This window comes from Paenibacillus nasutitermitis, assembly GCF_014641075.1.
Classification (GTDB): domain Bacteria; phylum Bacillota; class Bacilli; order Paenibacillales; family Paenibacillaceae; genus Paenibacillus_Z; species Paenibacillus_Z nasutitermitis.
Genome location: NZ_BMHP01000014.1, coordinates 50,512 through 66,765, shown reverse-complemented (window position 1 = coordinate 66,765; position 16,254 = coordinate 50,512). Strand labels below are relative to the sequence as shown.

General features: G+C 47.9%; 14 protein-coding genes. 6 read left to right on the top strand and 8 right to left on the bottom strand.

What is annotated here, in order from left to right:
• Positions 1 to 379: 379 nt before the first annotated feature.
• On the bottom strand, positions 380 to 1,465 hold the full coding sequence (locus IEY46_RS34350; RefSeq protein WP_189000373.1) for an HD-GYP domain-containing protein: 1,086 nt from the start codon (positions 1,463 to 1,465) through the stop codon (positions 380 to 382).
• A 38-nt stretch (positions 1,466 to 1,503) separates the two neighbouring features.
• Positions 1,504 to 4,038, bottom strand: coding sequence for a DNA gyrase subunit A (gene gyrA, locus IEY46_RS34345; protein ID WP_189000370.1), 2,535 nt, complete (start codon positions 4,036 to 4,038; stop codon positions 1,504 to 1,506).
• 393 nt (positions 4,039 to 4,431) lie between these two features.
• Between gyrA and IEY46_RS34340 the strand changes: the two genes are divergently transcribed.
• A complete protein-coding gene (locus IEY46_RS34340; protein WP_189000367.1) occupies positions 4,432 to 5,196 on the top strand; it encodes a YheC/YheD family protein in 765 nt (254 codons plus the stop codon).
• Positions 5,197 to 5,257: 61 nt separating this feature from the next.
• Here IEY46_RS34340 and gyrB read toward each other — a convergent pair whose 3' ends face one another.
• From gyrB to dnaA, 6 genes are all read right to left on the bottom strand, one after another.
• The gene (gene gyrB, locus IEY46_RS34335; protein ID WP_189000364.1) at positions 5,258 to 7,174 is read right to left on the bottom strand and encodes a DNA topoisomerase (ATP-hydrolyzing) subunit B; all 1,917 of its coding nucleotides are present in this window, start codon (positions 7,172 to 7,174) and stop codon (positions 5,258 to 5,260) included.
• Between the two features lie 201 nt (positions 7,175 to 7,375).
• Complete coding sequence (remB, locus tag IEY46_RS34330) at positions 7,376 to 7,624, bottom strand: extracellular matrix regulator RemB (RefSeq protein WP_189000361.1); 249 nt, start codon at positions 7,622 to 7,624, stop codon at positions 7,376 to 7,378.
• A 27-nt stretch (positions 7,625 to 7,651) separates the two neighbouring features.
• Positions 7,652 to 8,761 carry a DNA replication/repair protein RecF gene (recF, locus tag IEY46_RS34325; protein WP_189000358.1) on the bottom strand — a complete coding sequence of 370 codons (1,110 nt, stop codon included), beginning with the start codon at positions 8,759 to 8,761 and terminating at the stop codon, positions 7,652 to 7,654.
• A gap of 44 nt (positions 8,762 to 8,805) precedes the next feature.
• Positions 8,806 to 9,021, bottom strand: a complete 216-nt coding sequence (gene yaaA, locus IEY46_RS34320; protein WP_308422873.1) for a S4 domain-containing protein YaaA — start codon at positions 9,019 to 9,021, stop codon at positions 8,806 to 8,808.
• 15 nt (positions 9,022 to 9,036) lie between these two features.
• Positions 9,037 to 10,179, bottom strand: a complete 1,143-nt coding sequence (gene dnaN / locus IEY46_RS34315) for a DNA polymerase III subunit beta (protein WP_189000355.1) — start codon at positions 10,177 to 10,179, stop codon at positions 9,037 to 9,039.
• A gap of 243 nt (positions 10,180 to 10,422) precedes the next feature.
• The gene (gene dnaA, locus IEY46_RS34310) at positions 10,423 to 11,775 is read right to left on the bottom strand and encodes a chromosomal replication initiator protein DnaA (protein ID WP_189000353.1); all 1,353 of its coding nucleotides are present in this window, start codon (positions 11,773 to 11,775) and stop codon (positions 10,423 to 10,425) included.
• Between the two features lie 732 nt (positions 11,776 to 12,507).
• Between dnaA and rpmH the strand changes: the two genes are divergently transcribed.
• From rpmH to mnmE, 5 genes are all read left to right on the top strand, one after another.
• Entirely contained in the window at positions 12,508 to 12,642 is a 135-nt protein-coding gene (rpmH, locus tag IEY46_RS34305) for a 50S ribosomal protein L34 (protein WP_189000351.1), read from the top strand.
• A gap of 187 nt (positions 12,643 to 12,829) precedes the next feature.
• Complete coding sequence (gene rnpA / locus IEY46_RS34300) at positions 12,830 to 13,177, top strand: ribonuclease P protein component (RefSeq protein ID WP_189000349.1); 348 nt, start codon at positions 12,830 to 12,832, stop codon at positions 13,175 to 13,177.
• A gap of 136 nt (positions 13,178 to 13,313) precedes the next feature.
• Positions 13,314 to 14,090, top strand: coding sequence for a YidC/Oxa1 family membrane protein insertase (locus IEY46_RS34295; protein ID WP_189000347.1), 777 nt, complete (start codon positions 13,314 to 13,316; stop codon positions 14,088 to 14,090).
• Positions 14,087 to 14,746: an RNA-binding cell elongation regulator Jag/EloR gene (jag, locus tag IEY46_RS34290; RefSeq protein ID WP_189000345.1), complete on the top strand. Its 660-nt coding sequence runs from the start codon at positions 14,087 to 14,089 to the stop codon at positions 14,744 to 14,746. The genes IEY46_RS34295 and jag overlap by 4 nt, the downstream gene beginning before the upstream one ends.
• Positions 14,747 to 14,871: 125 nt before the next feature.
• Entirely contained in the window at positions 14,872 to 16,251 is a 1,380-nt protein-coding gene (mnmE, locus tag IEY46_RS34285; RefSeq protein ID WP_189000394.1) for a tRNA uridine-5-carboxymethylaminomethyl(34) synthesis GTPase MnmE, read from the top strand.
• Positions 16,252 to 16,254: the final 3 nt, after the last annotated feature.

The following is a 16,254-nucleotide window of genomic DNA, read 5'->3' as shown; positions in this document are numbered from 1 at the left end:
GCCAGCGTTCGTCCTGAGCCAGGATCAAACTCTCCATAAAAGAGATCCAAAGATCTCATACCTTACAGATAAGCTAAAAACAGCTCATTCTTTAAAACCTGTTTGACAGGTCGCTCATTGTTCAGTTTTCAAAGAACAAATGCTTCTTCGTTGCAGGCTCCATAAGGCTTTGCCTGCTTCGTAAGCTGTCGTGCTACGTTTCAGCGGCGACTTGATTAATATATCACATCCGCCTAGCTGATTGCAAGTACTTTTTTTAAATAAAGATGAATTTCTTTTTCTATCTCTATATTAAAAAGCTGTGCTATACTAACCCACCAAAAAAATCGGCAAGAAATAATATACCACAGCTCATCTTTGTAGGTCAATACTTATTTAATCAATCTTGTTTGGAAATAATCTCTTCAATGGACAGCTGCCGCTCAATCGTTAAATTCACAATGGTTCCATTCACATTTACCCATGGGCGAGTGGGATAATTCCGGTCTGAAAATACGATTTCCCCGACACGGTTGTCACTCAGACGGACCAGCGTTCCATTATGGAACTGTGTAACCTTATCGATAAAGGTCTGCACATACACGGGCTCCAGCTTCCCGAAAGCATCCTTCTGAATTTGTTCAAGCACCACATACGGCGAGGTCGCCTTGCGGTACGCCCGTTTCATAGTCATAGCATTAAAGATATCGGAGATCGCAACCAGCTTCGCAAAAGGATGAATCTTCTGAGCACCCAGACCAAGCGGATATCCGCTCCCATCAACTCGTTCATGATGCTGGAGCGCCGCCAGCTTCGCCCCCTCTGTGAGGGCAGTCACGTTCTTGAGCAGCTGATACCCCAGAAGCGTATGGCGTTTCATCTCGTCCACTTCTTCGGCTGTCAGATTGGAAGGTTTATTCAGTATGGAGGAGTCCACCTTGGCGTTGCCGATATCATGAAGCAAGCCGGCAAGCGCGGCCTGCATCCACTCATTCCTGGGAAAACCGTTCCATTGAGCCAGCATATAGCAGCTCATCGCCGACATGACGCTTTTATGAAATAAATAGTCATCATTATTAACGGTTGACGGAGAGAAGCTTAAAATCTTGTAATCACCGACATGCTGCAACAAAACTTCCAACTGATTGCGGATATCCAATATCGGGATACTCATGCCGCTGTTGACCTGAGTGAACACTTTCTTCAGCAGCACGACAGTCCGGACATATTGCTCCATCAGTGGTGATACGGCTTTACCCGCATCTTTGTTGGAATCGAAAAACTTATCGGCGCCAGACTCCTCCTCCCCGTTCTTATCGTCCGTGGAGGCGATCACGACGCTTGGAACCAGAAATGCCTGGAGAATCTCAAGCTCCCGCGCCATTACGATTTTACCTTTGTGAAATAGGACACTCCCTAGAGGAGTAAGAACATCTTGAGCAATTTTGTCTCCAGGCTTAACTTGCGAAACAGCTACCGCTGCCATAGCTCTCATCTCCAATTATGTCCTTATATCACGGGCAGCTATTCTTGGCTTGAATCATCTGGCGTGTTCTCGGTGTCAGTTGGTTCTATCGCTGAGGACATTTCAATCGATTCGCCGTCTTCACCGATTTCATCGAGAATATCGGATTCATCACTTTTGGCTACACGCGTGACGGTAGCTACCGAATCGTCGTCACGGATATGAATCAGCTTGACGCCCTGCGTATTCCGGCCCATCGTGGAAATACCGCCCATACTGGTCCGAATCATGGTTCCGAGCGCAGTCATGATCATCAAGTCCTCATCATCCTGCACGATTTTGAGACTAGCGATTGGACCGTTCTTCTCGGTCACATTCAATGTCTTGATCCCTTTTCCGCCTCTGCTTTGGATCCGGTAATCAGTAACTGGAGTCCGTTTTCCATAGCCTTTGGCCGTAACGATAAGAACTTCGTTCTCCGGAACAACGACATCCATGCCAATAACATAATCGCCGTTATCCGTATTAATCCCCTTGACTCCCGTTGCCGAACGGCCCATTGGACGTACATCCTGTTCAGGGAATCGGATCGACATGCCTTGGCTCGTTCCCATAATAATTTCTTGATTGCCATCTGTAAGCTTCACGCCGATCAGATCATCATCTTCACGAAGATTGATGGCGATAAGCCCGATTTTGCGGATATTGGAGTAATCATCCAACGGTGTTTTTTTGACGACACCCTGCTTGGTGGCAAAAAACAAATATCGATCCGGTTCGAATGCTTCTACCGGGATAACCGCATTTACCGTTTCACCCGCTTCAATTTGAATCAGATTTATAATCGGCGTCCCCCGCGCAATACGGCTTAAGTCAGGAATTTCATAGGCCTTTAACCGGTAGACCTTTCCTTTGTCCGTAAAGAACAACAGATAGTGGTGGGTATTGGACACAAAAAGATGCTCGACAAAATCCTTGTCTTTCGTATCCATCCCGATAACACCCCGTCCACCTCGCTTCTGACTGCGATATGTGGAAACCGGAAGACGTTTCACATAACCGGAATGTGTAACGGAAATAATAACATCCTCACGGGGAATGAGGTCTTCATCCAGAATCTCATTCTCACCAGCGATAAGCTCTGTACGGCGCTCATCTCCGAATTTGACTTTTACTTCTTCCAATTCCTCGCTGATAATTTGCAGGACGAGCTGCTCATCCGCCAGAATAGCGCGGTATTCTGCAATTTTCTTCTGCAGTTCCGCGTATTCCGCCTCTATCTTCTCCCGCTCCAACCCGGTCAGACGCTGCAAACGCATCTCCAATATAGCTTGAGCCTGGTCATAACTGAGAGAAAATCTGGATATGAGCCCTTCACGGGCAATATCGGTTGTCTGCGATGCCCGGATAAGAGCAATAACTTCATCCAGATGATCGAGCGCAATACGCAAACCTTCGAGTATATGCGCGCGTGCCTCCGCCTTCTTCAAATCAAATTCAGTACGGCGGCGTATAACCTCAATCTGATGCTGCAAATAGTAATACAGAATATCCCGAAGATTCAATACGCGCGGCTCGCGATTGACCAGAGCCAGCATATTAAAACCGAAATTCATTTGCATTTGGGTCTGCTTGTACAGATTGTTAAGCACAACGCTGGGGTTCACATCCCGGCGCAATTCCACAACCACACGCATCCCGTTGCGATCGGATTCATCACGAAGATCGGTAATGCCTTCAATGTTCTTCTCCCGTACAAGCTCGGCGATTTTCTCGACGAGACGGGCTTTGTTGACTTGGTAAGGGAGCTCATGGACAATGATGCGCCCTTTGCCGTTATTGTCTTCTATAGTTGCACGAGCGCGCATCGTAACCGACCCGCGTCCTGTTGTATATGCCTGGCGCAAGCCTTCGCGTCCCATGAGGAAGCCGGCAGTCGGAAAGTCCGGCCCTTTAATATAATCCATCAGTTCCAGCGGCGTAATTTCCGGATTGCGGATAAGCGCCTGAACGCCATCAATAACCTCGCCCAAATTATGCGGCGGGATATTGGTAGCCATCCCGACGGCAATACCGGTAATCCCGTTCACCAGCAGGTTAGGGAAACGAGCTGGCAGGACGATAGGCTCATGCTCTTCTCCATCATAGTTTGGCGCAAAATCAATGGTTTCTTTGTTAATATCGCGGAGCATCTCCATGGCAATCTTCGACAGGCGCGCCTCCGTATAACGCATTGCTGCGGCCATATCGCCGTCAATCGATCCAAAGTTGCCGTGACCGTCAATCAGCATATAGCGGAGCGAGAAATCCTGTGCCATCCGTACCATCGTCTCGTAAACGGCAGAATCGCCATGAGGATGATATTTGCCGATAACTTCGCCGACGATTCTGGCGGATTTCTTATATGGCTTGTCCGGGGACATCCCAAGCTCGGACATCGCAAACAGGATGCGGCGATGAACCGGCTTCAGGCCATCCCTGACATCCGGGAGTGCGCGGCTGACGATGATACTCATCGCATAATCCATGAACGATTCCCGCATCTCAACGCCGATATCGCGATTTACTACTTGCGAACGATGTTCTTCCGCCATTTTGGTCCTCCTAAACTACTTCATAATAAATGTTCATTATTGATCCAAACGAAGAATACCACTTCCAGGCTTCTTTGTTGAATTCTTGTACAAGAATAACGTGAGATATAAACATTATAGCCATTTCACAATACCATCATGCCTCTACCCGGTATTCTGATAAATCCGTTGTTATGCCCGATAATCTCCTGTTACCTGGGTGAGCGCCCGCTCCACTTTGACGGCTTTGCATAAACTGGTTGGGAATGGATTCAGGCAGGCATATTGATTCCCCAACTGGGAGAAAGCAAAAGTAGGCATAATCCCTATTATACCATCGTTTTATACCTCTGTCTCCTGCATGCTTTGCAATACACCGAAAGTCAAGAATAGAACTGAAAGGCGGAGCTGGGTTTGGCGATTCAACGAGTAAGTAGTAAATGGGCAAAAACAAATTCCCTGATAAAGTCAGACGAATTGAGCGATTATATTCCAACAACGAAAAGATGGAGCCGGGACACGCTCAAGCAGATGTTAAACGATTACAGAATGGTTTATGTTAAACCTGAACTGGGCACCTTTGGCAATGGGGTTATCCGTGTGGAGAACCAAGATGGACACTATACGTTTCAATTGGGAACCCGGCTTAGAGCCTTCACCAGCTTCGAAGCCATGGCAACCGCGCTGCAGGCAAGTGCCATCAAATCCCGTTCCTATCTAATCCAGCGCGGCATCCATTTGTTAAAGCACCGGAAGCGGAGATTCGACATTCGTGTCATGGTTCAAAAAAACGCCAGGAATGATTGGGAATCAACCGGTATTATTGGACGGCTGGGCCATCCTTCAAAAATTGTCACCAATTATCACAGCGGCGGCACTCCGATGACGCTCGAGCGGCTCATGCAGACCCACCTTACCGCCAGCCGGATCTCCTCCCTGAATAGCCGTCTGCGAAAATTAGGGGTCTCCGCCGCAAAGCAGCTGCAGCTTGATTATCCCCGTCTTAAGGAAATAGGGGTCGATGTTGCCATCGACCAATCGTTCAAGCCCTGGATTCTTGAAGTAAATACACTGCCTGACCCTTTTCTGTTCCGTAAACTTCCGGATAAACGGGTTTTCCGTAAAATCTATCGTTATGCTCTGTTGTACGGACGTTTCCGAACAGCAAGAAGGAAATAGGGGGCGACCCGAAAAAAAAGCCGCCGGATTCTATAAGACCGGGCGGCTTTTGCATGTGTATTCAAACATCCAGGTTTTTGACCTGGTTTGCGTATTGTTGGATAAACTCGCGTCGTGGCTCAACGTTATCGCCCATCAGAGTCTCAAACATTTCATCCGCTTCCATAGCATCTTCAATCGAAACTTGGAGCATGGTCCGGCTTTCGGGATCCATGGTCGTTTCCCACAACTGGACAGCATTCATCTCTCCAAGACCTTTATAGCGCTGGACACCAACTTTAGCTCCTTCGCCAAATCCTGCAATAATTTCATCGCGTTCCTTTTCGCTTTGCGCATAACGGATGACTTTATTGCGCTCGATCTTGAAAAGCGGAGGCTGGGCAATATAGATAAAGCCAGCTTCCAGAATTTTGCGCATATAGCGGTAGAAGAAGGTCAGCAGCAGCGTCCGGATATGCGCTCCGTCGACATCGGCATCCGTCATCAGGATCACTTTGTGGTAACGCGCTTTGGCCAAGTCAAAATCATCGCTGATCCCTGTACCAAGTGCCGTAATGATCGCCCGGATTTCGGCATTTCCCAGAATCCGGTCCAGCCGCGCGCGCTCGACGTTGAGAATTTTGCCCCGGAGCGGCAGGATAGCCTGGAAATGACGGTCCCGTCCCTGTTTGGCGGATCCGCCTGCGGAGTCCCCTTCGACAATGTAGAGCTCGCTTATGGACGCATCCTTGGAGGAGCAATCGGCCAGTTTCCCTGGAAGCGAACTGACTTCAAGCGCGCTTTTGCGTCTTGTCAGCTCACGCGCTTTGCGGGCAGCTTCACGCGCCCTGGAGGCCTGAAGCCCTTTTTCGATAATTTTCTTGGCAACAGCCGGATTTTCATCCAGAAACTCCTGAAGCTTCTCCGCAAAGCAGGATTCCACGATACCGCGGACTTCGCTGTTGCCAAGCTTGGTTTTGGTCTGCCCTTCGAACTGGGGTTCAGGAATTTTGACGGAAATAATAGCCGTCAGCCCTTCCCGAACATCATCGCCGGACAGATTGGAGTCATTTTCCTTGATCGCATTCATTTTACGGGCATAATCATTGATAATCCGCGTCAAAGCGCTTTTGAAACCGGATTCATGCGTTCCGCCCTCATGGGTGTTGATGTTGTTGGCAAAAGAATAAATGTTCTCGCTGTAGCTGTCATTGTACTGCAGGGCGACCTCTACCTGAATATTATCCTTTGAGCCATCCACATAAATCGGCCGCTCGTGCAAGGCTATGCGATTGCGGTTCAAATACTCGACAAACTCGATGATACCCCCGTCATAACGGTACGTATTGGTCGCGCCTGTACGCTCATCCAGCAGAACGATCTCGATACCTTTATTCAAAAAAGCAATCTCACGGATACGCGATTGCAAGGTTTCGTATTCATATTCCGTAGTTTCCTTGAAAATCTCCGGATCCGGCTTGAAATGAACCGTAGTTCCCGTTTCTTCTGTTTCCCCGATCACCTTCAGGTCGTATTGAGGAATTCCCCTACGGTATTCCTGTTGGTGGATTTTTCCTTCGACGCTGACGGTTACGACCACCAGCTCGGACAAAGCGTTAACGACAGATATGCCAACGCCGTGGAGGCCCCCTGACACTTTGTAGCCGGAATCGTCGCCGCCAAATTTACCGCCTGCGTGAAGAACGGTCAGAACCACTTCAACAGTCGGTCTTTTCAGCTTGGCATTTTCCCCAACGGGAATCCCCCGGCCGTTATCGATGACCGTTACGCTGTTATCTTCATGGATGGTAACCATGATCCGGTCACAATACCCGGCCAGCGCTTCATCGATACTGTTGTCGACAACCTCCCAAACGAGATGGTGAAGACCTTTGGAGCTAGTGGAGCCGATATACATCCCGGGACGCTTGCGTACGGCTTCCAAACCTTCCAGGACTTGTATTTGACTTGCATCATACGTATTCTGATTCGACGACATGCTGGGATTCACTGCTCCTCTCAACTGCTGAATAACTAAGCGTTTTCGTAGAAAACGCACTCCGAAAGCATAGGCTATAGCGTTTTCGCAAGAAAACGCACCTTAAAGGCATAACCAAAATAAGAACGTTTCGCACCTGATATGCCGCTTCGTTATTTCTATACAAGCATAAGCGTGAGCTTACGGGTCCGTCGGATACTGTTAATTGGTCGCAAAATGATGCGATCGCTTCTTCAACGTAGAGGACGAGATCGGGGAATAGTAAATCTTTTGCTGGGTGACGACAATGGATTTCGCTTCTTCCTCGCCAATCACTTCGACGTCCTTGCGCTTTCGGGCTTGGGCGACAAATTGCTTGGAGAGTTTGGAGGATTGTTCGATAGAAATATCAAAGATCGCCACGAGCTCCGCAGCGCGAATTATTTTCTCTCCGCCCAGATGTATATACATAGCCTCCACCTTTCGCCGTTTCAGCACTTAAAGAATGACTTCACCATTGCGAACCTGATAAATGCGGGAGTCCTGCAGCTTGCTCAAATTGACGCTCTCCAGGCCCGTTGTGGTTATAAAGGTCTGCACCTTGCTTTGAAAAGTCTCAATCAGCTGCGTCTGCCGATTCTGATCCAGCTCCGACAGCACATCATCCAGCAGCAGCAGCGGATACTCTCCAATCTCATCGTGAATGAGTTCGATTTCGGCAAGCTTAAGCGATAACGCGGTAGTTCGCTGCTGGCCTTGCGACCCGTATACCGAAGCTTCCTTCCCGTTTATAAAAAAGGCCAGATCATCCCGGTGAGGGCCGACAAGCGTCATCCCGCGGCGCAGTTCCTGATCTTTTACCTGTGTTAACTTTATCATAAATTGCTCAAATAAAACAGATTCATCTTCCGCTGCGTCCGTTTCGAAGGAGGGGCGGTAAACAATCGTCAATTCCTCTGCGCCGGCCGTTATGCCGGAATGGATGTGCTGCGCCCATTTTTGCAGCTTATGAATAAAGCTTTGCCTTTTTTTAATAATTTTAACACCATACTCAATAAGCTGCATATTCCACACCTCCAGCATAGCCTGCTGGGAGCTTGCGGGTGCGGAAGCTTTCAAGTAATTGTTTCGCTGCAGCAGCACCTTATGGTACTGTCCGAGCGAATGCAAATAACCCGGCTGCACCTGACCGATCTCCATATCGAGAAATCGCCTGCGGATACCAGGTGTGCCTTTGACGATTTCCAGATCCTCCGGGGCAAACATTACCACATTGAGGGATCCTACAAAATCGCTCAGCTTGCGCTGCTCAAGTCCGTTGATTCTTGCTTTCTTACCTTGTGTCGACAAGGTCAGATCCAGCTTGACAGTCCCGTATTTCTTCTCCACTTCGCCAATTATCCTGGCGTCTGAGGACTGCCAGCCAATCAACTCTTTATCTTTGCTTGTCCGGTGCGATTTGGTTAAAGCCAGCACAAAAATCGCTTCCAGCAGGTTGGTTTTCCCCTGCGCGTTGGGTCCGACAAACAAATTGACCTGGCTGTCCGTTTTCACTTCCAGCTGCTCGTAATTACGATAATGCTGCAATTGTATGGAATTCAAATACACCTTGCTGCCTCCCGGTGCTGACAATGCTTATTGGCATTGACGCGTTAGCGCTTTACGACCGTAAAGAGGCCATGTCCCTTTATTTCGACCCGGTCGCCGTTGTAGAGCTTACGGCCTCTGCGATTATCCGCTTCTCCGTTAATCATAACTTCGGCATCCTGCAAAAAAAACTTCGCAGCTCCGCCGGTGTCGATGCATCCCGAGAGCTTCAGAAACTGACCCAACGCAATGTATTCCGTTGTAATTTCCACTTCAGTCATAATTTATCGCTCCTCTTAGCCTGTTGTCCTGTAAGGCAATATAAGATGCAGGCTGTGCGAATGGTCCGTCGGTTTGAAAATAATCGGGCTCATCGCTCCGTTAAATCCAATGAACAGAAACTCGCTGTCGATCACCTTGAGGGCATCCAGCACGTATTTGGAGTTGAAAGCGATACGCAGCGGCTCGCCGTTCATTTCCTTAACTTCGAGCTGTTCGGTAACACGCCCGAGTTCAGCCGAACTGGAGGAAACTTCGATGGTGCCGTCCTCCTGGGTCATCAGCCGAACGATATTCGTTTTCTCTTCCCTTGACATCAAATAGGCCCGATCAATCGAGTCCGTTAATTTTTTTGTATTAAGAACCAGTTCTGTTTTGAACTGCTGCGGAATAATTTTAGAAGTATCCGGATAAGTCCCATCCAATATACGCGAATAAAACAGGACATGTCCAATTTTGAACAAGACCTGATTGTCGGCGACGAAGATATTCACATGGCTGTTATCGTCGGGAATCAGCCTGGACAGCTCGTTAAGCGTCTTGCCGGCGATGACGACATTGGAGAAGCGGTAGTCAGCTTCCGTTTCCACATTTGCCGTACGGCTGGCCAAACGATGGCGGTCGGTCGCAACAAATTTCAACTGTCCTTCAACAAGATTCCATAAAGTTCCCGTTAGAATAGGCGTTTGCTCACTGGTGGAAGTAGCGAATACCGTTTGACGGATCATCATCTTCAGCAGATCGCCGGGAACAGAGATGGTGTCTTTCTCTTCGATCGTCGGAAGAACAGGAAATTCCTCCGGATCCAGCCCAATCATTTGAATATCCGTAGAACCGGAACGGATCATCGTTTGATGATTGTCTTTCACTTCGATTTCGAGTTCATCCGACGGCAGCTTTTTGACAATTTCGACGAAGAATTTGGCGGGCAGCACGACGCTGCCAGGCTTGTCGATTCGAGCGACGACAAATTCCCCATTTTCTACAGGAATGAAGCTTTGTATCGAAATATCGGTGTCGCTTGCTGTCAAGGTGACGCCCTGATGATCAACGTCGAATTTGATCCCTCCAAGAATAGGAATAGCAGGCCTTGCCGAAGAGGCTTTGGATACTTGCTGGATGGCATCATTGAGCTGGTCTTTTCTGATCATTAATTTCATTCTGGTTTCACTCCTAATATAGCTTCCTCGGAATAAAGGGACATCCGCAGATTTGATGGGGGTCGAAGACTCCGTTTTTGCTGTTAATTGATGATGTTTATTTAATTATTTTATTAGTCGTAGTCGTAGTAGGGGCCAAGAATATGTGGATAAGTAGGCAAAGCGCTGATAAAGCAAGCCTATCCACATGTGTACAGGCTGTGCATAGGCTTGGCGGAATTCAGTATCCACTTGTGTATAAATTTACATGTGATTCTTGATTTTTTCGGACAGCGTTTGAACGATTTTGTACAAGTCCTGATCGATTTTGAGCTGCTGCGTTATTTTCTCATGGGCGTGAATAACCGTTGTATGGTCCCGTCCTCCAAAAGCTTCGCCAATCTTGGGAAGCGAGAAATCGGTCAGCTCCCGAGATAGATACATGGCCACCTGACGGGGAAAAGCGACAGCCTTGGTCCGTTTGCGCGCCTTGAACTCCTCCAATTTAAGCCCGTACAGCTCGCCGACCTTCTGCTGAATATCATGCATCGTGATCATCCTTGGACGACTGGAAGGAATAATATCCTTTAGCGCCTCTGCTGCCAGATGCGAGGAAATATCTTCGTTAATTAGGGACGAATAAGCCACAACACGGATAAGTGCCCCCTCAAGCTCCCGAATGTTCGTATCGATCTGGCTGGCAATGTAGACCATCGCCTCATTTGGGATATCAAGGTGCTCCGCTTTGGCTTTTTTTCTTAATATAGCAATCCGTGTCTCCAGGTCAGGCGGTTGTATATCTGTTATCAATCCCCATTCAAACCGCGAGCGAAGCCGCTCTTCAAGCGTCGGAATCTCCTTGGGCGGCCGGTCGCTGGAAATGACGATTTGTTTGCGTTCCTCATGAAGGGCATTAAAAGTGTGGAAAAATTCTTCCTGGGTCTGTTCCTTTCCGGCCAAAAACTGAATATCATCAATCAGCAAAACATCAATGTTGCGGTATTTCGTTCGGAAGCTTTCACCGCGGTTGTCGCGGATCGCATTAATAAATTCATTGGTGAATTTCTCTGAAGACAAATAAAGGACCCGGGTGCTCGGAACATGCTCCAGAATATAATGGCCGATGGCATGCATCAGATGCGTTTTGCCAAGTCCTACGCCTCCGTAGAGAAAAAGCGGATTATAGGCTTTGGCGGGCGCTTCGGCTACAGCCAGGGAAGCTGCGTGCGCGAACCGGTTGTTTGCCCCGATTACAAAAGTATCAAAGGTATACTTGGGATTGAGCATATAAGAGAAGGTTTCTTCCGGGCCGACATGAACGGTAGGAAAGATCTGCGGCTGTTCGACGGCAGGTTCCGGCGGTTTATTCTCTTCAATCACAAATTTGATGTCGTACTGGCGGCCGAGAAATTCTTGCAGCGTTGTCCGCACAAGCTTCGTATAGCGGCTTTCGAGCCATTCGGCCGCAAAAGTCGTCGGTGCTGTCACAACGACCATAGAATCGCCGCTGAACGAAGCCTTTGTTGCCTTAAACCAAGTATCAAAACTCGGCTTGCTTAGCTTCGTTTGTATAATCGACAGCACCTGTTGCCACATTTCGTGCGTATGGCTATCCACAGATTGTCACTCCTTATCCAATTCGCCGAAAGTCGGCATGGCTGTGCAGAAAGATGTCGAAATTCCGGGTATTGGGAACCAGTCGTCCACATTATGAAGGATGGACACAAGAATTTTATCAGAAGGGAATGAATGTTGTTCACATTGTTATCCACAGGCTGTTGATAAAGCTGAGGGGTATATGGAGTCATCCACACAGAAAACAAGTCTATCATAGCAAATGAACCCTTGTTTTTCAACGAGTTGGCTGAATTTATCCACAAATTCTATAGGTTGTGTATAAAAGTTATGGACAACACAAGATATTGTTAATATCATGTTAAGAATTCGACATATCCCGAGATTTACCCGAAAATTTCATCCACATGTTATTAACTTTTTCCAATGTGCGGGCTATTTTCCCAATTATCCACATTAATCGAGCAACAAAAGATTTCCTATCGTTCGCTTGTCCACCGTTGCCGTCATGGGTAAAATATTGAAGAATATCGCGGAAAGAAGAACGATCTTCGCCGGGTTTTCGGGAACCTTCTATATAACAAGCATGGAACGATTGACATAAGGCTGACGTCATGGTTTAATTGAAAAAGGCGTTTTTTAAAGATGAGCGTGGTTCTGTTCATATCGACTGTAATGCCGTTCATGCTTGTGAATGTGATAACAGCGCTCGTGGAAACGGCGAGGAATAGATTTTCGCTGGTTGATGGAGTAAGGAAACAGGAGGTGCAAGAAATGAGACCGACATTTAGACCGAATGTTAGCAAGCGCAAGAAAGTTCACGGATTCCGTAAACGCATGGCTTCCAAAAATGGACGTAAAGTGCTGAGCGCCCGCCGTCAAAGAGGCAGAAAAGTATTGAGTGCCTAAGCCTAAGACCACTACCGTGGTCTTTTTTTAATTGCGAGCCCCTGTTTCTTTATTTTTTTGCATCACCGGTTGTTTTTATGAGCTGGATGGCCGTCAGCCTCTATACAGACACGTCCTGCCCGGCAGGACTTTTAGAATGACCTCTAATAGGTAATAATTGAACATAAAGGTTCGGTGAAGAAGAACCGTGCAAAGAAAGCTGCGTTTACGAAACCGCGAAGATTTCAGCCGGATTTATCGACACGGCAAATCGTTCGCCAATAGTCAGTTTGTCGTTTATTGGTCCCGCCAATACAAGTCGGATCCTTTCCGTCTTGGAGTATCGGCCAGCAAAAAAATAGGCAATGCTGTTGTCCGCAACCGCATGCGAAGGCTTGTAAAAGAAATCGTCCGACAAAATTCGGACAAGCTCATTGTCCAGCTTGATTTCATCATTATTGTCCGCAAGCCGGCTGTCGGAATGAAGATAAAGGAGCTGGAGAAAAGCATGCTTCATATCCTCAAGAAGGCAGGACTTCTCAAGATATCCCGCTAGGGGTTGTAATCGCTTTATTACGAGCGGCCATGCTTGTTTCTTTGTGCCATAAAATGTGATATAGTTTACGATAAAGAATTAGCTGGATGAACCTGCCCGTTCATCGTGCTTGATGGTGCTCAGAGAGGAGTTTTACATGTTGTCCCGTATTTCGAAACGTACTTGGTTTACCTTTTTTGCTTTAGCTGCAGTGATGCTGCTGCTGAGCGGCTGTTCCTCCGCCACAACTCCGGTGTCTATGGATCAGCTGGCTCACGGGAATTTCTGGCAGCGAAATGTCGTTTATTACTTTTCACTGACACTTGAGACTTTCGCCGATTGGTTCGGCGGCGAATACGGCATTTCCATTTTGTTGATGGTTATCATTGTCCGGACTCTCATTCTGCCACTGACCCTGAAGCAGTACCGCAGTTCCAAAGCGATGCAGGCACTCCAGCCTGAGCTTGCCAAAATCAAAGAAAAAAACAAGGATAACCCGCAAAAGCAGCAGGAAGAAACAATGAAGCTCTTCCAGCAGCACAAGGTAAATCCGCTTGCCGGCTGTTTGCCGCTGCTTGTCCAGATGCCTATTTTTATTGCGCTCTATAACTCGATCTATATGAATGAAAACATACGGGAACACACTTTTTTGTGGTTGGAGCTTGGGCAGAAGGATCCTTATTACGTGCTGCCTGTACTTGCGGCCATAACGACTTTCGTTCAGTCCAAAATGATGCAATCCCAGCAAAAAGCAATGCCGATGATGCAGGGGATTATGATGATTTTCCCTGTTCTGATCTTTGTCATGGCGCTGTCATTCCCGGCTGCGCTGCCGCTATACTGGATTTTCAGTAACATTTACACGATCGTGCAAAACTATTTTCTGTACGTACGCACCTCATCCAAGGGTAAGGAGAGTGTACCTGCAAAATGAAAAAAACCGTAGCATCGGGCAAAACGATCGAAGATGCTGTACAAAACGGATTAACGGAATTGAAAGTTACGGCGGACCGTGTGAATGTGTCCGTACTTGAACAGCCCTCCAGGGGGTTGTTCGGATTGATTGGCGTGCGAAAAGCCAGGGTAGAGCTTACTTTGCTGCCTGAGCCTGTAGTAGAGCCTGAGCCAAAAGAGCAAACCACGGATCCGCTTGCGGAAGCGCAGCGGTTCGTCATCGAAGTGGCGGAGACGATGGGACTTGCTGTTCAAATTGCCCGTCATGATTCGAAGGATGGACTTGTCCTCTCGCTATCCGGTAGCGGGGATCTGGGCATGCTCATTGGCCGCCGGGGTCAAACGCTTGATGCTTTGCAATATTTGGTCAATATCGTAGCTAACCGTTACTCCGACAACCATCTTCGTATCGTACTCGATGCCGAGGACTTTCGGGAACGCCGACGCAAAACGTTGGAGGACTTATCCGATCGTTTGGCGGGGCAGGTCATTCGGTCAAGAAAAGAAGTTGTTCTTGAGCCAATGTCTCCGCATGAACGGAAAATTATTCATTCGCAGCTTCAGAATCATGCAAAAATAAAGACGTTCAGTAAAGGCGATGAACCTAACAGACGTGTTGTAATTGCCCTAAAATAATCCGTATACGCATCCTATTCCCAGCAATGGCTCTCACACGGTCATTGCTCGTTTTATTTTGCTATATACGATATTCCTCAATCGATACGATTAAGAAGTTTCAGTTGGAGGCTTTATACGCCATGATGAATGAAGATACTATTGCCGCCATTTCGACAGCTGTCGGGGAGGGCGGCATTGCCGTTATACGGGTAAGCGGAAGCGAAGCTGTGCGTGAAACAGCGAAGCTGTTCCGATCTAAATCGAATATTGAAGAAGTTCCTTCCCATACTGTTCATTATGGACATATAGTGAATCCGTCAAGCGGAGAGATCATTGAGGAGCTGTTAGTAACCGTGATGCGGGGACCACGCTCCTTTACAGCCGAGGATGTCGTGGAACTGAGCACGCACGGGGGGGTCGTGGCAGTCAAGCGGGTCCTGGAGCTACTGCTCAAGGAAGGAACCGTGAGGATCGCAGAGCCCGGTGAATTTACCAAACGGGCCTTCCTGAACGGGCGGATTGATTTAACGCAGGCTGAGGCGGTCATCGATCTGATACGCTCGAAGTCCGACCGTGCTTTTAGCGTTGCGATGAAGCAAGCGGAAGGTGCCCTTTCCAGAAAGGTCAAAGCTCTGCGTCACTCGCTTGTGGAGCTGCTTGCGCATATTGAAGTTAATATCGATTATCCGGAGCATGACGTGACGGAGATGACCAATGCTTATATTTGCCAACGCAGTAATGAAGCAATTGACGAAATCAACCTGTTGCTAAAAACCGCTGCAGAAGGCAAAATATTAAGAGAAGGCATTGTGACAGCTATTGTCGGAAGACCGAATGTCGGAAAATCCTCGCTGCTCAATGCGCTGGTGCAGGAGAATAAAGCTATTGTAACGGAAATCGCCGGCACCACCCGCGATGTGATTGAGGAATTTGTGACGATCGGCGGTATTCCGCTGAGGCTGCTTGATACGGCAGGGATCCGTGAAACCGAGGATGTTGTCGAGAAGATTGGTGTGGAACGTTCAAGATCGGCGCTGGCCGATGCAGATTTGATTCTATTGATGCTCAATGTAAGCGAACCGCTGCAAGAGGATGACCGGCTGTTGATGGAGCAGCTCCGCGGCCGTCAGGTGGTTATTCTATTGAACAAAACGGACCTGCCCCAGGCGATGGACACGGAGGAAATTGAAAGGCTGTTTCCATCGGACTCTATTATACGTTTATCAGTTCTGCAGGAAACCGGATTGGATCAGCTTGAACAGGTGATCAGCCGCATGTTTTTCAGCGGACAGCTGGAATCGGCGGATTTAACCTATGTAAGCAATGTCCGGCATATTACTCTGCTTGGCCATGCGAAGCAATCACTTCTTGATGCCATGAATGCGACTGAGATCGGAATTCCGATTGATATTGTGCAAATAGATGTTCGAATAGCATGGGAGCAATTAGGCGAATTGCTGGGAGATTCGGTATCCGAATCCCTGATTGACCAAATATTCTCCCAGTTCTGTTTAGGTAAATAAATT